We start from the raw sequence: 20,702 nt of genomic DNA on the forward strand, positions 1-20,702 counted from the left end.
TTATTTTTCGATTCGTTTTAGAACAATCAGAACAAACTTTATGGCGGCAGTTTACTGCTAGCAGGCGATGACGCAAAGCGATTGGCTGAAGTTACTCAGGTAAAATCTGTAAACATTTGCGAAATTTGCTAGGCTTTGCGGCCTAGAACAGCCGATATAGGTCTACCGATGGAATTTACACCGCCACTACAACAGGGCATTTTATTGCGCCGCTATAAGCGTTTTCTGGCCGATGTGCAGCTAAGCGATGGCAGTGAGATCACCCTACATTGCCCCAATACCGGCTCTATGCGTAATTGCCTGTATCCCGGTGAAACCGTATGGTTTTCTACCTCTGATAACCCTAAACGTAAATATGCCCATACCTGGGAACTGATGACCACGCCCAATGCTGGCTTAATCGGTATCCACTCGGGTCAGGCCAACACCTTAGCCGAAGAAGCCATCAATAAAGGTATCATTACTGAACTAACGGGTTATGACAGCCTAAGCCGTGAAGTCAAATACGGTGATGAAAATAGTCGCATCGATATCCTGCTACAGGGTGCTCAAAAACCCGCCTGTTATATAGAAGTCAAAAGTTGTACTTTGCTCGAAGATGGCCAAGGTTATTTTCCTGATGCTGTGAGCCTACGCGGTCAAAAACATCTACGTGAATTGATGCACATGGTGAGTCAAGGCCACAGAGCTGTATTGCTGTTTGTGGTGCAGCACAGTGACATATTCAGTGTTGCACCCGCAGCACATATCGACCCTGAATATGCTAAGTTACTGAAAATAGCTGTGTTAGCTGGAGTGGAAGTGCTTGCCTATCGCTGCGAAATGTCCCCGACTGATATTCACCTAGCCCAAGCCTGCGATGTACGAGTATGATGTTAAGGCTGAGTTAAATTTGATTTCATTTGAATTAGCGAACATAGTCAAAAAATTCAATCAAAGCAGAATGAAAAGTTTGCCTCGATGTGAAGATTCTGCTATAGATAGCGGCCGTTCTTAAGGACGCCCTACAAACGCAAATGATTACAGGAGATGCGTTATGCCTGAAGGCACCAAAAAACTTGGCGTACTCGCTATCGCAGGTGTAAATCCTTACCAGGAAAAGCCGGGTGAGGAGTATATGAACGCTAAGCAACTGGGTCACTTCAAGACAATTCTTGAAGCTTGGCGCAATCAGTTGCGTGAAGAGGTCGACCGTACTCTTAGCCACATGCAGGACGAAGCCGCAAACTTTCCCGATCCTGTTGACCGTGCAGCACAAGAAGAAGAGTTCAGCCTCGAACTTCGTGCTCGCGATAGAGAACGTAAGCTGATCAAAAAAATCGAAAAAACACTGCAAAAAATTGAAGAGGACGATTTCGGCTTCTGTGATTCTTGCGGTATCGAAATCGGCATTCGCCGTCTCGAAGCGCGTCCAACAGCCGATCAATGTATCGACTGTAAAACGCTTGCAGAGATCAAAGAGAAACAAATGGCTGGTTAATCAAGCATACTGGGCGGGGATTTCCCCGCCTATTTGTTTCTAACAACTCCTAAGCTCACTCCAATTTACCCCGATTCGCTTTTATCCTTGTATCCCTCTAAAATACGCCCACTTTGACTGACACTAGCTGCTTACTCAGTACTATGGCGACTTTATCTTCTCTAACTTCAACTTCTCGCCCCTATGTCGGCCGTTTTGCACCTTCGCCTTCGGGTGCCTTGCACTTTGGCTCGCTTATCGCCGCCCTTGGCAGCTATCTGCGTGCGCGGTCGCAACAGGGTAAATGGTTGATTCGCATTGAAGACATCGATCCTCCGCGGGAAGTCAAAGGCGCTGCCGATGATATCTTACGCACCTTAGAAGCCTATGGATTTGAGTGGGATGATGTGCCGCTTTATCAGAGCCAGCGCACCGCGGCCTATCAAGCACAAATAGATTCGCTGCTCGCCCAAGATAAAGCCTATTTCTGCCAATGTAGTCGCAAGCAAATTCAAGCCATGGGCGGCGTCTACGATGGCCGCTGTCACAGCTTGCCACAAACACAAGCTAGAAATGTGGTTAAGTCTGGGGCGGTGCGGATAGTCAATACCGCGCAAGTGCAGCAATTTGACGATAACCTCATGGGGCATATTTGCGTCGATAGCCATTTTGCCGCCGAGGATTTCATTATCAAACGCAGCGATGGCCTGTACGCCTATCAATTAGCCGTGGTGCTCGACGATGCTTATCAAGGCATCACTGAAGTGGTTCGAGGTTGTGATTTAATCGAAGCCAGTTGTCGCCAACTGAGTTTGTATCAACATTTTGGCTTAGCGGCACCGCAATGGTTGCACTTGCCACTCGCCTGTTTAAGTAAAGGTTTTAAGCTCTCAAAACAAAATCATGCACAGGCAATTGATACGCTTAATCCGCAGTCGAGTCTCAATGCGGCGCTGGCATTTTTAGGCCAACAACCCGTTGAGACCCAAGGTTCTGTGGCACAAATGCTCGCTCAAGCCGTGGGGCAATTTCAATTATCCACTATACCGCAACAATCTGAGATACTGATCGAGCCCTGATATACTCATTAGGCCACATTTGGTATATGATAGCCGCCAGATTTTTAATCAAATAACAGATCATATTTCGAGGTGTCCCATTTTTCGCCGTATCAGCCAATTCTGCAAACAGCTATTTGAAGACGCGCCTAAAACGACCGCTCCGACTCCAGCTCAGATTGAACCAACAACGCCTGAACAAAGTTCTGGAGCGTTAAGCTTAGAGTTAGTGCCAAGAGATGCCCATACCATCTCGCGCAAACAAATCAGCGAAAATGCCCTTAAGGTGTTATACAGACTGAATAAATCAGGTTTTAAAGCCTATTTAGTCGGCGGTGGTGTACGCGATTTACTCTTAGGGATTGAACCGAAAGATTTCGACGTAGTGACCAATGCGACACCGGAAGAAATCAAAAAACTGTTCCGCAACTGCCGAGTCGTTGGCCGTCGTTTCCGTCTGGCCCATATTGTTTTCGGCCGCGATGTTATCGAAGTGGCGACCTTTCGTGGTCACCATGGCGAAAGCAATGAGAAAGTATCTAAAGCCAATGCCGAAGGGCGTTTGCTACGTGATAACGTTTATGGCGAAATCGACGAAGATGCCGAGCGCCGCGACTTTACCGTCAATGCCCTCTATTACGATATCAGCGATTACTCGATCCGCAGCTACGGCGGCGGTATGGCCGATCTCAAAGCGGGTACGTTGAGATTAATTGGCGATCCAGAAACCCGTTACCGTGAAGATCCGGTGCGTATGTTAAGGGCGGTGCGTTTCGCCACTAAACTCAACATGGGTATCGAAACAGTAACAGCTGCGCCGATTAAACAATTAGCGCCACTGCTAAAAGATATTCCCGCAGCGCGTATGTACGAAGAAGTGCTGAAACTCTTCTTTGCAGGCAAAGCCTTAGCCAACTTCGAACTGATGCAAGAATACAAGCTATTCGCGCCGCTGTTTCCGCAAGTGGCCGCTCTGCTAAAAGATGATCCTAAAGGCACGACCATGAAAATGGTGCAAGCCATTATGAAGAGCACAGATCAAAGAGTTAACGAAGATAAGCCGGTGACGCCTTCATTCTTCTATGCTGCGCTTCTCTGGTATCCACTGCGTCAACGCGCCGAAGATATTGCCGTTGAAAGTGGCCTGACCTTATACGATGCCTTCTTTGCCGCTATGGGCGATGTGATGGAGCAGCAATGCCAAACCATTAGCATTCCACGCCGCTTTAGTACGCCAGCAAAAGACATTTGGCAGTTACAGTTACGCTTTGATCGTAGCCAAGGCACTCGCGCCTTTAAACTGATGGAACATCCTAAGTTTAGAGCCGCATACGATTTACTCTTACTCAGGGGCGAAGTCGAAGCGGGTAATGTCGCTAAAAGTGCCGCTTGGTGGCAACAATTTGTCGAAGCCGATGAAACAGAACGTTTAGCTATAGCGCGTAGCGGCAGTAAATCGCCAAACCGCAACCGTAATGCCACCCAACGTCGTCGCCGTCCTCGTGCACCGAATGCCGATGGTTCAGCGCCGACGAGCGCACCTAAAGCGAGTGGCACACCTAAAGCGAGTGGCACACCTAAAGTTAAAACGGCTGAATAATGCCCCGCGTCTACGTCGCATTAGGCGCGAATCTTGAAGATCCCAAGGCGCAATTGGACAATGCCGTCACGGCATTGTCCGCATTAGCCTTAGGCAATAGTCTACTGGTTTCCCCTTATTATCATTCGACGCCTATGGGCGATGTCGTGCAACCCGATTATGTTAATGCGGTGGTCAGTTTCGATACTGATCTTGAGCCATTAGCCTTACTCGATGCATTGCAGCATATCGAAAACACCCAAGGTCGAGTGCGTCTTGAGCGTTGGGGGCCCAGAACCTTAGATCTCGATTTACTCTTGTACGGCAATGAGAATATTGACATTCCCAGACTCAAAGTGCCCCACTACGGTATGAAAGAGCGCAGCTTTGTGCTCGTGCCTTTAGCTGCAATCGCACCAAATCTTATTCTGCCGTGCAACACTGCAATCGGCAGTCTTATCGATACAAAAATGTTGGCCGAGTTACAACAACTGGGCATTGATCATTGAAGTCCGTCCCCAGTTAGCTTATAACACCACTTCTATTTGGTTTGAAGATCATCCATATGTCTAAAATTACTAGCTCAACCCTGTTGAAATACAAACAGGAAGGTAGAAAATTCACGGCACTGACAGCCTATGATGCCAGTTTTGCCAGCGCGTTCGATAGCGAAGGTGTAGATGTGCTGCTCGTCGGCGATTCTCTAGGAATGGTTCTCCAAGGCCATGACGATACCCTGCCCGTCTCTACAGCAGATATCGCTTACCATACTCGCTGTGTCCGTCGCGGTATCGAACGTGCCCTGCTGATCGCCGATATGCCCTTTATGAGTTACGCCACACCAGAACAAGCTATGGTTAACGCCACTGAGTTGATGCAGGCTGGCGCGAACATGGTCAAAGTCGAAGGTGGCCACTGGTTGCTTGAAACTGTCACTAAGCTCACGGAACGCGGTATTCCCGTGTGTGCTCACTTAGGCTTAACACCTCAGTCAGTCCATGTATTTGGTGGTTTTAAAGTGCAGGGCCGCGACGCCGAAAATGCCCAGCGCATTCTCGACGAAGCAAAAGCATTAGAAGCGGCCGGTGCTCAACTATTGGTTGTAGAATGTATTCCTGCGCCACTCGCAACGGCGATCACTCAAGCCTTAACGATTCCGGTTATTGGGATTGGCGCAGGCGCATCAACCGATGGACAAATTTTGGTCATGCATGATGTGTTAGGTATTTCAAGTGGTTATATTCCGCGTTTCTCGAAAAACTACCTAAAACAAACTGGTGAAATTCGCTCGGCCGTGCGCGCCTATATCGACGAAGTTGCCCAAGGAACATTCCCTGGCGACGAACACACTTTTAATTAATAACCGATTTATGCAAGGTAAGGCTCAATGATCACTAGCGCCCATATTGATGATATTCGCACCCAAGTGCGTGCATGGCGTGCCAAGGGCGAAACCGTCGCCTTTGTGCCCACCATGGGCAATCTCCATCAGGGACACATTACTTTAGTCAAAGAAGCCGCGAGCAAGTGTGACCATGTGGTGGTCTCAATTTTCGTTAATCCAATGCAATTTGGTCAGAACGAAGATTTAGATGCTTACCCACGCACACTGGCCGCCGACAGTGAAGCCCTCACCGCCGCTGGCGCTGAACTGTTATTCACCCCGACGCCAGCCGTGATGTATCCCAAGGGTCTAGAGCAGCAAACCTATGTCGAAGTCCCAGGGATTTCCGACGTGCTTTGTGGTGCGAGCCGTCCGGGACATTTTCGTGGTGTTGCGACTATCGTTTGTAAACTGTTTAACATTGTACAGCCCGATGTGGCGCTATTCGGTAATAAGGACTATCAACAGCTGTTAGTGATCAAAACTATGGTTGAAGACTTGTCATTACCGATTGAAATTATCGGTATTGATACCATACGTGAAGACTCAGGCTTAGCCATGAGTTCGCGCAATGGTTACCTCACTGCCGCAGAAAAAGCCGCAGCGCCTGCACTAAAACAAGCCATAGATGCCATGGCCACTGGGATCAAGCAAGGTGAAAGTTTTGAACAAGTGACCGAGCTAGCAAAAGCCAAGTTAATCGCGGCCGGTTTTACGCCGGATTATCTCGAAATTCGCCACGCTCACACGCTAGAACAGGCCCAACATCAGGATCAAGCCTTAGTGATTTTAGCCGCCGCCTATATAGGTAAAGCACGGCTTATCGATAACTTAAGGTTCGATCGCTGATACTTAGCGTCAATCAAAAAAGGGAGCTCTCGCTCCCTTTTTTATGCTTTGAATCTGCCGCGCACCATTAAATTTATCGTTTAGAATCAACCTTAGCGCCAAAAAATTGAATCGTCAAAAAACTGGTTTTATCCCTAAACTTACGCCATAGTATGATGCAGATGTTAGCGATAAGTAAAATCTTGGCCACTACAATAAACACAGTAAATTTGCCCCTTTACTGATATATAGCTAATACTTTAATACCTTAGGTTTAATGGCCCAAAAAACCAACGTCCCATGGGACGAGGCATAAATCACTGATTGAATAGACTTAATGGTGCAAGCATTAAGCTTACTATTTATCGATTGTAATCAAAGAACTAAATCATAATCGCTATGCAAGTGTACAAAGGATTTGTGGCCTAATGGTAAGACTGATACTCACCCTAATCTGTGTTATTTTGCCAAGTGCAGTACAGGCAAATACCATTTATAAATGCCGTAAAGATGACAAAATTGTCTTTAGCCAAACCGCTTGCCCGCAGGAATTTAGCCAACATAAAATCGAATATCAGTTGGGGATCACCACAGAAGTCGACTCAGATAAAAGGGACATTCCAGTCGATCCCCTGCAAGCACTACTGAATCGCCAAACCATTTCTAAAGAAAAATTGCTGCAATTACTCGATGGCGAGATCTATCGACTTAAACAGGAGAACTGCTATTTTGAAATTCTGCGCGCCAGTGAATTACAAAAACTAGAGCGTAAACGTTATTGGCAAAATAAAGAAAAAAGCGATCCTGAATACATCAACGAAATGGACGATATCAATACTCGCTTCAATGCGCTGACTGTGAACAATAACAGCGCAATGCAGCAACTGAAGGATAGAAAAAGCCAGATCAGTGCAGAGGTCTCCCCTGAAGAATCGAAGGAGCCAGAGAAACACTGATCTCATATAAAAGGTTAGTGCTCAGCTTGTCACTCATTCACCAAGGAATTCGACCACTATGGTTGAATTTTTTAACTCATTAAACCGCTCATGGACTCTTCATCACTCTTTAAGGACAGCCGAAGTTCAAACCTTCTAGTTCACCTTTTAACACGCTGTAATACCGCTAAATAGCTCTTGAATTGAGTCAATCCCACAACACTATTCCCACAATATTTCCTATAATTTTTTTCCCCGAAAAATATCACGCGACAGTCGATGCATTGCTTAATTTTGTTGCACCCTTGTTTAAAAATGATGAGATTGCTTAGTAACGAATACGACTTAACTACTAGACCAACTAGACTACCCTACCTAAACAAACACCATCTAGAAAACAGATAAAAACATATTAATCAATTAAATAGCAATACATTCATCATTTATCCGCTGTGAATCCTTTGCGTAATAAATACCCTTTTGGCCAATTGCGACATGTTAACGGGACTCGTATCTTCAGGGCTGAATTTGGAGTGTCTGTTGTTTTAGACAGCCCAAGATATTTGATGCAAGGAGTCACCCGTGCCAAATACCTCTATACGCTTTTTGGTACCGCTGCTCCTGCTCTGTAGTTGTATGACCTCAGCACAAGAGCTGAATGTCAATGAGTTACCTATAACCCTGCAGGCATTACTGGAACGTTCCGGTCGCGATAACCTTATCGAACTGGTGCAACAAGGCAATGCTAACCAAGGATTACTGTTCCAATCAGGCAACGATAACAAAGCCGATGTGACACAAGTCGGCAATGAAAACGATGCGCTAATCTCACAGATTGGTTCAAACAATGAAGTGCAACTACTGCAAGTGGGCAGTCAAAATACGGCTTCAGTAACACAAATTGGCAATGACAATCTCGTGCAACTGAACCAGCTAGGAAGCGGCAATTTTTCGATTCAACAGATTGCAGACGGTGCTGCAATCTCAATAACTCAATATTAAACAGGGAGCGTCACATGAAATCACAAGCTAAAAAATCACTTATTGCTTTGGCCATTGCAACAGGTTTAAGCGGTCAAGCCTTTGCTGCCAGTACAGTGAGCGAAATTAGCGTAGTACAGTCAGGCCAAGCCCAAGACACCTTAGTCTCACAAACGGGTGGCCTTAACGCTGCAGCGGTTGTGCAAACAGGTAACGATCAAACCGCAACCGTTATCCAAGACGGTGTGTGGCATGAAGCCGTTATCAATTCAACGGGTGTTGAAAACAAAGTCCAGATAACGCAACAAGCTGATTGGCATGTGGCAAGTGCAAATGTTGTCGGTGACAACAACTTTGTAAATGTGTCGCAAGACGGTTTCTTTAACCAAAGCAGTAATGATGCTACTGGCAACGATAATACAGTAGTCGTTAACCAATTAGGCGAAGTCAACGAAAGCCAAGTTGAAATCACTGGCGCTGAAAACACCGTGTTTGTTGAGCAAGAAGGCGATGCTAACTTTGCAGTATTCCGCGTTGAAGGCAACAACAACGACGGAAAAATTACCCAAGTAGGTGACAACAACCAAGCGGGTCTAATCGCCCTTGATTTAACCGCTAACGTGGGTAACAACAACGACATTTCTGTTAATCAAGCGGGTAACAATAACTTTGGCGCGGCTAAAGGTATTGCAGGCGACAACAACACAGTAGACATGGTCCAAAAAGGTGATAACCATGTTGGCTTCGTTTACGCTCTTGCTGGCAGCGACAACGATATTTCAATGGATCAAAAAGGTAACGGCAACACAGCTTATCTTGCTATGACTACGGGTGATGACAACACTGTCGATATTACCCAAAATGGCAGCGGCAACACAATCGGCGATACTTTAGTGGCTGATATCCAAGGTGATGATAATGATATTACTATCACTCAAAAAGGCGATGTCAACGGTGCAGAGTTCCAAGTATGGGGCGATAGCAACGACGTTGACTTGAAACAAAAAGGCGATGCTAACTTCGCAACCTTTGGCGCCTACGGCACAGATAACGACTTCGATTTATCTTCTAAAGGCAATAACAACGAAATCGTTGCCTTTGCTGATGGTCAAGATAACAGTATTGAAGTTAGCCAAGAAGGTGATACTAACTTTGCCTATGTCGATGCAGTAGGTAGCGATAACGAAGTGGATGTTGAGCAAGATGGCGCTCAAAACGAAGCCGTCATTTCCATTGCTGGCAACAATAATGCCGATGTCACTGCACTGCAAAATGGCGATCTTAACCTTATCGATTTGATTATCGAAGGTGATGAAAACACTGCACAAATTGCTCAATCAGGTAACGGTAACTGGATTGGTGGTGACGCAAGTAGTTCATTTGAAGTAAGCGGTGATAATAACAGCCTGTTGATCACTCAAACAGGTAACGATAACTTAGTACTAGGTTCTCAAGCTGGTAATAACAACAGCATCAGCGTTAATCAATCAGGTAATATGAACGTTGCTACTGTAGTGCAATACTAGTCAATCCTGTTAAAACCACCACAGCTACACTCTTTGGTGGTTTATCAAAAGGGTGTTGAACAAAAAGCGGGAATGTTTAAATAAACATTCCCGCTTTTCTATTCTGATTAACCAGTAATTATTAACATTAACCACTCAAAGCGAAAAGCTAACGATCAATATCTTTAACTACCTAGCTGCACAGCTCAAAGTGAGTCTGATAGGTTTGTGCCCAACGCAACAACTCAACACGATTACGGGACTGGGTTTTACGGAAGATAGAGGAAATATGAGCCTTCACCGTATGTTCGCTGATGCACAATCGGTGGGCGATTTCTTTATTCCTCGCGCCACTCGACACAAATTGAATGATAGTGCGCTCACGGGAAGTTAGCATCTGCAGCATAGCCACAGTATCGGAGGGCATCTCATTGTTGCCATCAAGCTTTTGTACTACACGACGGAACATCTTACTCAGTAGTGTTCTGTCGTACCATAGCTCCTCTGCCACCATTTTACGTAAACCTGTTAACATCAAATCCATACGTTGATCGGCAAATAAAATGCCTCGAATGCCAAGTAACATAGCGGACTCTTGATCTAAAGAGTCTCGCTCGACTTGATACAGCGCCACGGGAAAATGTGACACTAAGCGCGAAGCCAGTAAAGGGATCCCCTTGTTATCGAGTGCAGCGCCTTTTTGGGTGATCAGATAAAAACTTCGACGACTCTTATCTAAATCTAATTCCGCCGCATGCTTAACGATACGAGTTTTCAAGCCTATGGATTCAGCGAGTAACGCTAAATGACATGGTGCCGCCATTTGATGTAAAAAAACTAATTCATTAATTGTGCTCAATGACTCTCCTCCCTGAAAAGTATTTTCTATTAGCAAAATGGTATGTTTGACCAGCCTCTTTAGTTAGATTTTTAAACATTCCATTAACCTAGTTGATTCTGACTAGTTAAAGACTGAAAAACATCACCCAAATGTACTATTCCCTCTTTAATCCTAGTAAGTTCGACTAACTGACGGAAGATAATTGGAATAACAGCATAAAACTCCATTAGGTTTAACCGACTCACGAAATCTAGTACTTTCAAACTATGAAGACACCCATCGAAAGTTGCAACACAAAAATAACACCCAGGCAATAAGAAAGTGTGACAGCTAAATGCCATCACACTCATGTTAGAAGCTTTATGGAAGGATGAACTTATGACTCAAGCTGAAACAATCAGCAACTCACGGCCACTAGCGTCTGAGTTTAAGTGCTGCTATTTGCTTATCTTGAAAACGAGACAATAAAACGAGTGCGACAATTGCGCCAATTAATGCCATTAACATATCTGATTGAGTGTCCCACACATAGCCTTGGGTACCCAAAAAGGCTTCAGCGCCTTCACCTGTTGCCACTGCAACCCACCATTCAATGAGTTCATAAAACGCCGAAAACGCGAGCACAAAACATGTGACCAAAAACGCACACCAAGCACTGGGTTTGACCGCTTGATTACGCAGCATAATTTCACGCGCTAGCATGGCAGGGATAAAACCTTGCGCAAAGTGACCTAACTTGTCGTAATTATTACGTTCTGAACCCATCCAATGGGCAATCGTGTCGAATAATGGCACTTCAGCATAGGTGTAATGCGCGCCGACAAACAGCACACAGCAATGGGCTAACACTAAAACATACACCAGCGGCGTCAACGGGAAGCGTTTGCGGGTAAAAAATAGCAGTGGTACAGCCACTAATGCGGGAGCCGCTTCGAGCCACCAAGTGAAAGGATCTGCGGGATTTATCGCCGACCAAACGAGCACTAAGAGGTAAATAGCACACCACGCGATTTTGTTATTCAATGTTTCTTCCTCTTATGCGATATTGTTCTTAATTTAGAATATTAACTTTAGCCATCTAGCCCTCCACACTGAGTAAAAAAAGTGCTATTTTGGTGGGTGAAGGTTGTCAGCATATCATAAGAAACATTTCTATTAATTAGAGGGTACCCATATCATGGCGAAACATTCGCTGGACAAGGATAAGATCAAGATCCTGCTGTTGGAAGGCGTCCACCAATCTGCGGTCGATGTACTTGAGCGTGCGGGATACACCAACATCGAATACCATAAAGCCTCATTAGGCGATGAAGCATTAATTGAATCCATCAAAGATGCACATTTTGTGGGACTTCGTTCACGTACCCAATTAACTGCAGAGGTGCTGAAACGTGCCGAGAAGTTGATCGCGATCGGTTGCTTCTGTATCGGAACCAACCAAGTTGATCTTGCCACCGCCGAATCCCTTGGTATCCCAGTATTTAACGCACCATTCTCCAACACGCGAAGTGTTGCCGAACTCGTGATTGGCGAAATCATTATGCTGATGCGCGGTATCCCTGAGCGTAACGCCATCGCCCACCGTGGTGGCTGGATGAAAACCGCCGCTGGCAGCTACGAAGTGCGCGGTAAAACCTTAGGCGTAATAGGTTACGGCCATATCGGTACTCAGCTTGGAATTCTGGCTGAAACGCTGGGCATGCGCGTGGTGTTCTTCGATATCGAAGACAAGCTGCCGCTAGGCAATGCACAACAAATTCATTCAATGGAACAGTTACTGGCGCAGGCTGACGTAGTGAGTTTACACGTACCTGAAACCCCACAAACCAAAGACATGATAGGCGCAGCTGAATTTGCGGCGATGAAAAAGGGCAGCATCTTTATCAACGCCTCACGCGGCACTGTAGTCGATATCGAGGCCTTAACGGTCGCACTCAAAGAGCGCCACCTTGCGGGCGCGGCAATTGATGTGTTCCCAGTTGAGCCGCAATCTAATGACGATGAATTTATCAGCCCACTTCGAGGTCTTGATAACGTATTGCTGACACCGCATGTGGGCGGCAGTACCGCTGAAGCCCAAGAAAACATTGGTATCGAAGTCGCTGGCAAGCTCGCTAAATACTCAGACAATGGCTCGACCGTATCTGCAGTTAACTTCCCTGAAGTATCGCTGCCTATGCATAAAGGCACCTCACGCTTACTGCATATTCACCAAAACCGTCCAGGCGTGCTGATCAAGATCAACCAAGCCTTCTCGGAAAAAGGCATCAACATTGCCGCACAATATCTGCAAACCACCGCTGAGATTGGTTATGTGGTCATGGAAGTCGACACTCACCAAGCCGAAGAAGCCTTAGTTGAGTTAAAGGCCATTGAAGGCACACTGCGTACCCGCGTGCTGTTTTAACTGCGTACCCGCGTGCTGTTTAATAGTTAAGCCCAACCGCATTAAGCGTTTTGGCTAAAGAACAAAGACTGAGGCGCACATATCATTCATAGATATGTGCGCCTTATGCTTTTGAGCCAACAGGAATTCCGTTACAATCTAGCCTCTCACATCGCCTTCATTTTCAGGATCTCGCTATGACTATTTCAGTTTCTACGCCCCATTGGGATCTGGACGCTTCTTTGCCTCCACTCATGCTTGCCAACTTATCTCATATGGGCCTTATCAAAGTGGTTGGAGAACAAGGCCGCAGTTTCATCCATGGCCAAGTGACCACTGACATCAGCTCATTAGCCGATAATCAATGGCGCTGGGGCGCACATTGCGATCCAAAAGGTAAAATGCTGGCCAGTTTCAGAACCTTTGCCATCCAAGATGCGCTCTTTATGCTGATGCCAAAGGATACCATCGAAGTCGATTTACCCCAGTTACAAAAATATGCCGTGTTTAGCAAAGCCACCTTAAGCAATGCATCCGCTGAATGGACTCTACTAGGGGTCGCCGGTGAACAAGCAAGCCTGTTTGTACACGAACATTTTGGCGACATTCATCAAGAATTCACGCCCATTGAACATGGCGCGATTTTAAAAGACGCTGACCGTTTCATTTTAATGTTAACCCCAGAGGCTGCCGCAGCTTTAGTGGCCAAATCAAAGCTAAGCGTATTTGATGCCAGTGCTTGGCAAGCGTTAGAAATCACCGCGGGTTATCCCAACCTTGCCGCCAGCCATGCCAGCCAATACGTACCGCAGATGTGCAATCTACAAGCGGTTAACGGCATTAGCTTCAATAAAGGCTGTTACATGGGGCAAGAAACCATAGCGCGGATGAAGTATCGCGGTGGTAATAAACGCGCCCTGTATATTCTGCGCGGCCATACTGATCAGCAAATCAGCCTTGAGTCTGGCCTTGAAATCGCGATGGAAGATGGCTTTCGCCGTGGCGGCCATATTATTGAGTTTGTACAGCGCAGCAACCAAGTGTTGTTAACCGCAGTACTTGCCAACGATACCGAAAGCGATGCTAAACTGCGTTTTGCCGATGATGAGCAATCAAGCTTAACCATTCAAGCTCTTCCCTACTCATTAGACGAAGCGTAAGGCTTTGATTTAATAAAATACTATTAGAGATTGAAACAGAATAAAGGCGCCAATGGCGCCTTTAACTTATCTTGTACTCAAGCATTCGAGTATCAGTTTTCCAAATAAGTATCTCGAATAGCGATCGCCTCAGGCAGGATTTCTTTAAACATTTCCACCAGCTTAGGATCGAAATGTTTTCCTGCTTGATTGTCAAATAACTCCATCGTCGCTTCGATCGTCCAAGCCTGTTTATAGGGCCTTTGCGAAGTCAAGGCATCGAACACATCGGCAATCGCAGTGATACGCCCTTCAAGGGGAATATCCTCTCCCACCAAGCCATTAGGGTAACCTGAACCATCCCACTTCTCATGGTGAGTTAAGGCGATACGACGGGCCATCTGCAATAACGGACACTATGTTCCCCGATAATTTCGGCGCCGATAGCGGCATGTTGCTGCATGATGCGCCACTCCTCGGCATCAAGCTTACCCGGCTTTTTCAGCACAGCATCGGGGGTGCCGATTTTACCGATATCGTGCATCGGCGCCGCATTAAAAATTAAGTCGCAGAAAGTACTAGGTAACCCAAGCTTTATCGCCAATATTCGGGCGTAGTGGCTCATGCGTACCACATGTAAACCTGTCTCGTTGTCCTTATATTCGGCGGCGCGACCGAGACGGCGGATGATCTCAAAACGGGTTTCTTCTAACTCGTGGGTACGGATTTTAACTTGTTGTTCGAGTAGGCGTTTTTGATCATAGAGCGCAAGATGGGTTTTCACTCGCGCCTTAACCACAGGCGCACTCACGGGCTTAGTGATGTAATCCACTGCACCCAAAGCAAACCCTTGGGCTTCGTCGGAGGATTCAGATAAAGCAGTCACAAAAATGATTGGAATATGGCTGGTCAGCGGATCTTGCTTTAGCAGTTTGCAGACCTCATAGCCATTCATTCCCGGCATCATCACATCAAGCAGAATTAAGTCTGGCCGCGACTTTGCCACTAAGGCTAACGCCCTTGGCCCGTCGATCGCCACTTTGACTTTATAGTCATCACCCAAAATACCGATCAAAATATCGATATTCTCCGGTGTGTCATCGACGACTAATATTGTTGCCTTTTCCATTAACAACTCCACTTCATGCGTTTGAATTCAGTGTGCTACTTTTTTATCCTAACTGAGCAATGACATCATCAATCAAGTCGATCGCCTCATCAAACTGGTACTGATTAATCATAGACAAGGCAGGGCTTAACGCTTGCCACATTGCACTACTCACCTGTGGCTTTAAGGCATCAATCTTTGCCACTGCACTGGCATCGGCATCATCTAAGTTCTGCCGCAAGGCCTGTAATGCCGCCCTTAAATCTTCAGCAGATAATAAATCAACGGCTTGGGGTTCGGCTTGATTTACCGCTGCGGGTTTGGCGTATTCAATCGCATCGCAAATAGAAGCCACTAGCGGTTGAATTTGAACTAACTCATCTTCAAAGGGCGCATTCTCAGTTAAATGCAACTCAAGTAAACGCGCTAACTCCACCAATTTAGCCGAGCTTAAATTGCCCGCTAAGCCTTTAAGGGTATGGGCAATACGCACCGCATCTTCGACTTGATTCGCCGCGATGGCTTTGCGAACCTGTTCCACCACATTACGCTGACTGCTCACAAAACGATCAAATATACGTTGATAAAGCCGCGTCGAGTGTTGCACCAGTTGCAAACCTCTATCGATATCCAGCTCTGGATGCTCTGGCCACTTAAGCAATACGGTTTGTTCTGCACTATTGCCTGCCTCACCCTTAGTGTTACTCAATATCGATTGAGTAAAGGTATCTACTGCAGCCGTTTCTGATGCGGGTGCGAGGTATTTCAACAGGGTTTGATAGAGAACATTCACTTCTATCGGTTTGGCTATATGGTCGTTCATGCCCGCCCTGATGCACATGTCCCTATCACCCGCCATCGCATTGGCTGTCATGGCGACGACAGGTAAATTTGCCAACTCAGGCCTTTTTCTTATCGCCTGAGTGGCTTGATAGCCATCCATCACCGGCATTTGGCAGTCCATTAATACTAGATCGAAATGCTGCTGCGACAGTTTGTCTAAGGCGATTTGACCATTGGTCGCTATGGATAAAATAATCCCCACTTGCTCTAAAAACTCGCTGGCGACTTCGAGATTCATCTCGTTATCTTCCACTAATAGGATACGTTTTCCTTGCAGTGGCACTAACAACTGCGGAGCCAACTCTTCGGTGCGGCGCCTCACGGGCAATATGCCTTCGCGGCCAATCGCATTCATTATGCCATCGAGTAAGCGTGAGGCACTGATGGGTTTACTGATGTATCCCGCTAAAGCCAGTTGCTCAATTTGAGTGAGGAACTCATGATCCGCATGGGCAGAGACCATTAAAATTTTGGGCTGAGACTGAGGTTGTGTTTGAGATTGCGACTGAGTCTGAGTCTGAATCTGAGTCTGAGCCTGCAATTGGATTTGACGCGCGGTTTCCAGCCCATCCATGTTAGGCATTTTCCAATCGATTAACGCCACTTCATAGGCTTGCAATAAACAGCGGTTTATCGCTTCTTCACCCGAGCGCACTGTATCGACCCTAAAGCCCATACTTTCGAGTGTAGTGCGCATAATATCTCTGGCGGTCGCGTTATCATCGACCACCAGCACAGACATGCCTTCAAGCTCTTGTTCGAGGACTAATTTCTGACCATCGGAAATGTGCAACTTAACTGTGAAATAAAAAGTGCTGCCATGACCGAACTGACTTTCAACCCCTATCTTCCCGCCCATCAGTTCGACGAGCTGCTTACAAATAGCCAAACCTAAACCTGTGCCACCGTATTTACGGGTGGTTGAAGTATCCGCCTGGGTAAAAGATTTAAATAATTTTGCTTGCTGCTGCTCAGTTAAGCCTATGCCACTGTCACGCACACTAAAACGCAGCACGACATCATCATCTTGCTGCTCAACTAAACTGAGCGACAGCAAGACCTCACCGCGTTCGGTGAACTTAATGGCGTTATTCATCAGGTTAATCAACACTTGGCCTAATCGCAGCGAATCCCCTAACAGATAACGAGGCACGTTGGGCGCAACGGCGAACAATAATTCAATCTGCTTATGGGCGGCTTTCTCAGAGAACATATCGCTGAGATCTTCCAACATAGTATCGAGCTGAAATGGGACTGAATCTATGTCTAACTTACCCGCCTCAATCTTTGAGAAATCCAGAATATCATTGATAATTGACAGCAAAGATTGCGATGCCCGCTCAATCTTCTCCACATAATTCTTCTGTTTTTTATCTAACTCGGTCTGTAAGCACAGCTGGGACATGCCAATAATGGCATTCATTGGGGTGCGGATTTCGTGGGACATATTCGCCAAGAAGTCGCCCTTGGCTTTACTGGCCGCATCGGCTTGCTCTTTGGCGAGTAGTAGTTCATCTGAGAGCAATTTAAGTTCTGTCATATCGACCATACTGATCACGGCCGATTCAAATTGCCCTTGGGCATCAAGCAATGCCGACACATTGACTGTCATCCACAAAGGTGCACCGGAAGGACGAATAAAACTGCGCTCACCGCGATAATGATCAATTTTACCTTCAACCAACTCCTGAAATTGCGCCTTGGCTATGGGTTGATCTTGCTCACTGAGAACCTCAAAAATAGCAGTATTACGTAAATGGTTACGTGACAGCGCCATATCTGCACAGAATTGGTCATTACAATCTAAAATAACGCCTTTAATATCCACATTGACTATGCCAATGGTCGCCCCATCGAACAGCGCCTTAAAGTGCGCCTCACTGAGGGCTAACTCTTGCTCTATGGTTTTACGTTGGGTAATGTCCATCACATAACCATTCCACGTGATGGCACCCTCTTCACCCAAATGACCGCTCGCGCCCGCTTCCATCCAACGTATGCTGCCATTGGGGTGGCGATAACGAAACTCGCGTATCCATTGCAGTCTGTCTTCACTCTGACCCGACAATGCCCGCACAACATCTGGCCTTTCTTCGTCAAAAATCCGCTCGGCTATGATGTCAAAATTACTCATCAGATCATCGCGATGCAGCCCTAGCATCTTCATTGCCGCACCAGAGAGGAAGGTAAATCTTCGGTCTGTGGGCGATTGCCACTGCAATTGATACACAGTGCAAGGAATAGACTCAGTAATATTGGTCATCTGTTGACGCGATTGCTCTAACTGTACCAGCGCGAGTTTACTCTCGGTAATATCGTCGATACTGCCGTCAAACCAGAGTGGAATGCCCTCTTCGGTATAACTCGCCTTACCTTTCTCATGTACCCAGCGAATACTGCCATCGCGGTGGCGAATACGATATTCCACTTCAAAGGTTTCTTGCTGCGCGAGTGCTCTATCAATATGCAAATGACAGGTAGGCCTATCCTCCTCTAAAATCAGCGAAGCAAAGGTACGTTGGCGATTTTCAATAAACTGACTCGCTGCATAACCCGTAATCTCGGCAATATTGTCACTGATATATTCCATGAACCATACATCCCCGATGCGAGTCCGATAAACAGCGCCGGGAATATTCGTCACTAGCCCACGAAAACGCTGTTCGCTATCACGGATCTTCTGCTCAACGGCCAGTTTTTGTGTCATATCGCGTATTGAAGCCGCCACTTGCCTTTGTCCATCAAAGGCGGTGGGAAGAATACTCAGCGCTATTTCCGCAATAAATTCATTACCATCGGCTTTTAACGCCCGCACATGACGGGCATTTGCCATACTTCTATCACGGCCTTCACGCAGGAATGTTTGCCGTTCAAGTACATGCCTTTCTCCCAATTCTTGCGGCAATAACGCCTCAACCTGCAACCCCAGCATAGCGCCCGTTTCGTATCCAAATAGCTGCAGACAGCGACTGTTAGTGAACACGATTTGCCCTAGCTCATCGACAATCAACATGGCCTCGGGCGCGGCTTCCAGTACCGCATTTGACCAGACCGCCGCCGAGAACTGCTCTGTGACATCGGTAAATAACATCTCCACCGACATTAACTCATTGGTGTCAGACATTAATGGTTGCATAAACACATCGAGCCTTCTTAAATGCCCTTGATCATCCAGCATTTCCACTTGATGCGAAGGAACATTTTGGCCTTTTAAAGCCAAATCAGTGTATTGCCAGTTTTTCTCATTGAGGGGATTGGCCGAAAACAGTCTTTGATATTTGCGCTTGAGCAGATCAGGGGAGATCCCCAGCACCTTAGTCACGCCCTCACTCACCTGTGCCAGCTGGCCGTCAGGACCGAGGGAACAATAGAAAGACTTATCGCTCATACCATCAATCAAACGAGCAAAGCGGTTGCCACGGGAATCAAGAATGGCTTGCTCACGTTCGGCGAGTAATTCCGCCATTTGATTGAAGGTATTGCTCAGTGTCACAATCTCACTTACAGCACCTTTAGGTACAATGAGCTGCTGGGTTTTACCCTGTCCAAAGGACAAGATACCCGACTCGAGTAGCTCTAAGGGCCGAGTCAGCCGCTTAGCGGCCAGATAGCAAGTCAACAATAATAAAAGGGTTAGCAAACTCAAATTGAGTATTATGGATGCCATATCATCGAGCAGGGAACTGAATAATTCTTGCTCTGGCGCTAGCACTATGACGCGCCATTTTAGCTGCGGAACGGTTGCAATACTCGCGAGGTAAACCACATCCTTATCGTCAACAAACCTTGCCTGACCATCAAGTCCTTTCGCTTGTAAGGCCCAAAAGTCAGCATTCCTGTATTTATTTTTATCGAGCCACTGTGTTGAAGTCGTGGCCAACACTTTTTCCCTATCGACATGATAAATCAGTCGCCCTTGATCGTCTAAAACCACCAGCCGATTAGGCGCAATTCCTAATTGCTTTGGCAAGCCATCTAAGGCTAAGTCAACCGTCGCGACACCAAAATAATGCTCGGCCTCACCAAAGGGAGCCGAATAAGTCACCATCAGAATATTGCCCGCCCCCTCATCAAAGTATGCCTTTGACCAGTAGCCCGCCGCTTGATTGATGGCATTGTTCCACCAATCCCAAGTGCCATCGGTATAATCGTAACCCTCGGCACCAATATCGAGATAATGGAGATCGTCGCTACCACTGGTGTCGCGGTAAACATAGGGAGAAAAGAGTTTGCGATTGGGGAAGGTGTTGGGTTTAAACGCGACTGCGGAGCCAAAGAAATCAGGATTACGTTTGAGTCGATTCATCAAGACACTTTTAACGCTCTCAGTGTCATTCATATCTTCTTTGCTTGACAAAAAACCAATAAAATCAGCAAGGCCTTGGGTATTAGCTTGTGCGTGCTCGAGTAACAATTGCAGACGCGAAGCCGAGTGACTCGCCTCCTGCGTAAGGCTATGGTAAAGCCGATTCTCTGTGGAGAGATAACTAAACCAAGCATTGACAGCATAAACGCTCGCCATGATTAAAATGAGAGGCAAGGCTATGTGGGATAAGATTCTGCTGCGAAAAGTACGAAGTTTACTTTTGTCCATGCGTCGCCTTAAAGTCCTCGATTTTATATGCACTATTTTTAAATAGTGCATATAAAGTAAAC

The 20,702-nt window shown here is 46.4% G+C and carries 15 protein-coding genes and 1 pseudogene; 12 read left to right on the forward strand and 4 right to left on the reverse strand.

Annotated features, from left to right (window positions below; translation table 11 throughout):
* Positions 1-168: 168 nt before the first annotated feature.
* The 10 genes from sfsA to K5Q99_RS02570 all read left to right on the forward strand — a co-directional run bounded on the left by sfsA (position 169) and on the right by K5Q99_RS02570 (position 9,750).
* Entirely contained in the window at positions 169-873 is a 705-nt protein-coding gene (gene sfsA, locus K5Q99_RS02525) for a DNA/RNA nuclease SfsA (protein ID WP_220775941.1), read from the forward strand.
* A 163-nt stretch (positions 874-1,036) separates the two neighbouring features.
* Positions 1,037-1,480, forward strand: a complete 444-nt coding sequence (dksA, locus tag K5Q99_RS02530) for an RNA polymerase-binding protein DksA (protein WP_006082967.1) — start codon at positions 1,037-1,039, stop codon at positions 1,478-1,480.
* Between the two features lie 143 nt (positions 1,481-1,623).
* Positions 1,624-2,538, forward strand: a complete 915-nt coding sequence (gluQRS, locus tag K5Q99_RS02535; RefSeq protein ID WP_220775965.1) for a tRNA glutamyl-Q(34) synthetase GluQRS — start codon at positions 1,624-1,626, stop codon at positions 2,536-2,538.
* Between the two features lie 19 nt (positions 2,539-2,557).
* Positions 2,558-4,117, forward strand: coding sequence for a polynucleotide adenylyltransferase PcnB (locus K5Q99_RS02540; protein WP_220775942.1), 1,560 nt, complete (start codon positions 2,558-2,560; stop codon positions 4,115-4,117).
* On the forward strand, positions 4,117-4,605 hold the full coding sequence (gene folK / locus K5Q99_RS02545) for a 2-amino-4-hydroxy-6-hydroxymethyldihydropteridine diphosphokinase (RefSeq protein WP_220775943.1): 489 nt from the start codon (positions 4,117-4,119) through the stop codon (positions 4,603-4,605). The genes K5Q99_RS02540 and folK overlap by 1 nt, the downstream gene beginning before the upstream one ends.
* Positions 4,606-4,661: 56 nt before the next feature.
* Positions 4,662-5,456 (forward strand): 3-methyl-2-oxobutanoate hydroxymethyltransferase, encoded by a 795-nt coding sequence (gene panB, locus K5Q99_RS02550; protein ID WP_106649539.1) that lies wholly within the window; start codon positions 4,662-4,664, stop codon positions 5,454-5,456.
* 27 nt (positions 5,457-5,483) lie between these two features.
* On the forward strand, positions 5,484-6,329 hold the full coding sequence (gene panC / locus K5Q99_RS02555; protein ID WP_220775944.1) for a pantoate--beta-alanine ligase: 846 nt from the start codon (positions 5,484-5,486) through the stop codon (positions 6,327-6,329).
* Positions 6,330-6,736: 407 nt separating this feature from the next.
* Entirely contained in the window at positions 6,737-7,264 is a 528-nt protein-coding gene (locus K5Q99_RS02560; protein WP_220775945.1) for a DUF4124 domain-containing protein, read from the forward strand.
* Positions 7,265-7,825: 561 nt separating this feature from the next.
* A complete protein-coding gene (locus K5Q99_RS02565; RefSeq protein ID WP_220775946.1) occupies positions 7,826-8,245 on the forward strand; it encodes a curlin in 420 nt (139 codons plus the stop codon).
* Between the two features lie 14 nt (positions 8,246-8,259).
* On the forward strand, positions 8,260-9,750 hold the full coding sequence (locus K5Q99_RS02570; protein ID WP_220775947.1) for a curlin: 1,491 nt from the start codon (positions 8,260-8,262) through the stop codon (positions 9,748-9,750).
* A 172-nt stretch (positions 9,751-9,922) separates the two neighbouring features.
* Here the strand turns inward: K5Q99_RS02570 and K5Q99_RS02575 are convergent, their stop codons facing one another.
* Positions 9,923-10,588 (reverse strand): helix-turn-helix transcriptional regulator, encoded by a 666-nt coding sequence (locus tag K5Q99_RS02575; RefSeq protein ID WP_220775948.1) that lies wholly within the window; start codon positions 10,586-10,588, stop codon positions 9,923-9,925.
* 396 nt (positions 10,589-10,984) lie between these two features.
* Positions 10,985-11,593: a DUF2238 domain-containing protein gene (locus K5Q99_RS02580; protein ID WP_220775949.1), complete on the reverse strand. Its 609-nt coding sequence runs from the start codon at positions 11,591-11,593 to the stop codon at positions 10,985-10,987.
* A 154-nt stretch (positions 11,594-11,747) separates the two neighbouring features.
* On the opposite strand from K5Q99_RS02580, the gene serA reads away from it, so the two are divergent.
* Together serA and ygfZ are read left to right on the forward strand one after the other, a co-directional pair.
* Positions 11,748-12,977 (forward strand): phosphoglycerate dehydrogenase, encoded by a 1,230-nt coding sequence (serA, locus tag K5Q99_RS02585; protein WP_012088338.1) that lies wholly within the window; start codon positions 11,748-11,750, stop codon positions 12,975-12,977.
* A 176-nt stretch (positions 12,978-13,153) separates the two neighbouring features.
* The gene (gene ygfZ, locus K5Q99_RS02590; protein ID WP_220775950.1) at positions 13,154-14,116 is read left to right on the forward strand and encodes a tRNA-modifying protein YgfZ; all 963 of its coding nucleotides are present in this window, start codon (positions 13,154-13,156) and stop codon (positions 14,114-14,116) included.
* Between the two features lie 92 nt (positions 14,117-14,208).
* On the opposite strand, the pseudogene K5Q99_RS02595 reads toward ygfZ, so the two are convergent.
* A pseudogene (locus K5Q99_RS02595) lies at positions 14,209-15,224 on the reverse strand (response regulator).
* Between the two features lie 43 nt (positions 15,225-15,267).
* A complete protein-coding gene (locus tag K5Q99_RS02600) occupies positions 15,268-20,640 on the reverse strand; it encodes a PAS domain S-box protein (protein WP_220775951.1) in 5,373 nt (1,790 codons plus the stop codon).
* Positions 20,641-20,702 lie beyond the last annotated feature (62 nt).

Source organism: Shewanella hafniensis, from assembly GCF_019655335.1.
In the GTDB taxonomy this organism is placed as follows: Bacteria; Pseudomonadota; Gammaproteobacteria; order Enterobacterales; family Shewanellaceae; genus Shewanella; species Shewanella hafniensis.